The sequence below is a fragment of the Vibrio sp. 1078-1 genome, assembly GCF_033340475.1.
This window is the reverse complement of record NZ_JAWOWM010000063.1, coordinates 1-1,254: the sequence shown is the minus strand read 5'-3', so window position 1 is coordinate 1,254 and position 1,254 is coordinate 1. Positions and strand designations below refer to the sequence as shown.

Annotated in this window: 1 protein-coding gene and 1 pseudogene; both read left to right on the top strand. The window is 44.8% G+C overall.

Translation table 11 applies throughout. From position 1 onward, the window contains the following. Positions 1-661, top strand: a 661-nt coding sequence (serC, locus tag R7190_RS25600; RefSeq protein WP_318137644.1) for a 3-phosphoserine/phosphohydroxythreonine transaminase, incomplete at its 5' end; no start/stop codon positions are given. A 105-nt stretch (positions 662-766) separates the two neighbouring features. Next, positions 767-1,254: pseudogene (locus tag R7190_RS25595) on the top strand (D-serine dehydratase); the annotation flags it as partial.

Sequence of the window (1,254 nt, the reverse complement as noted above, 5' to 3'; positions counted from 1 at the left end):
AGAAGCGGCTTATGTTCACTTTTGCCCAAATGAAACCATCGATGGCATCGAAATCAATGATCTTCCGATCACCGACAAACCAATTGTTGCTGATATGTCTTCGACAATTCTTTCTCGTGAAATCGACGTGTCGAAATACGGTGTGATTTACGCGGGCGCTCAGAAAAACATTGGTCCATCAGGTATTGCCATCGCGATTGTTCGTGACGATCTACTCGGCATGGCGAAACAAGTGCTGCCAAGTATTCTTGATTACAAAGTTCTTGCTGAAAAAGAATCAATGTTTAACACGCCACCAACGTTTGCTTGGTACTTGTCTGGCCTTGTTTTCAAATGGCTTAAAGCACAAGGTGGCGTTAAGAGCATTGAAACAGTGAATCGCGAAAAAGCAAAACTGCTTTACGATTACATTGATCAGTCTGATTTCTACCGCAACGGCGTTCATCCATCGAACCGTTCATTAATGAACGTTCCTTTCCAATTAGCGAAGCCTGAACTTGACGCGACTTTCCTTGAGCTTGCAGATGCAAAAGGACTAAAGGCGCTAAAAGGTCACCGTGTGGTGGGCGGTATGCGCGCATCGATTTACAATGCAATGCCGCTAGAAGGTGTGCAAGCGTTGGTCGACTTCATGAAAGAGTTCGAGCAAAACTACGCATAGAGCACAAATTGAATGAGTTAAAAGCGTCGCAATTGCGGCGCTTTTGTTTATGTGCGTAACCAATTGAATGGAAGATTCTAAAGAACGAATTGCAGGATAGAGGATATGAACAAGCTGAATGTGGAAGTGCTTAAAAAACAATTCCCACTTGTAGAGCAACTGATCAACCTAGATGAAGTTTGCTGGTTTAATCCCAACGTGACCTCGCTTGAAGAAGGTTTGCCGCACGTCGGATTGAACGCAGAAGATATTCATGTCGCGAGTGCAAGGCTCAAGCGCTTTGCTCCTTATCTTATGAAAGCTTTTCCTGAAACCAAAGCCGCTTCTGGTCTCATTGAGTCGCCTGTAGTGGACATTCCAAAGATGAAAGCGGCTTTGGAAACTCAGTACAACGTCCCAATATTCGGCCGCCTTATGCTCAAGCTTGATAGTCACCTACCAATATCCGGCTCGATCAAAGCCCGTGGTGGCATTTATGAAGTGTTAGTTCATGCAGAAAAACTGGCGATTGCCGCAGGGTTGTTAAGTGAGAGTGATGATTACAGCAAGCTGCTGAGTGGTGAGTTCCGACAGTTTTTCCAACAATACAGCAT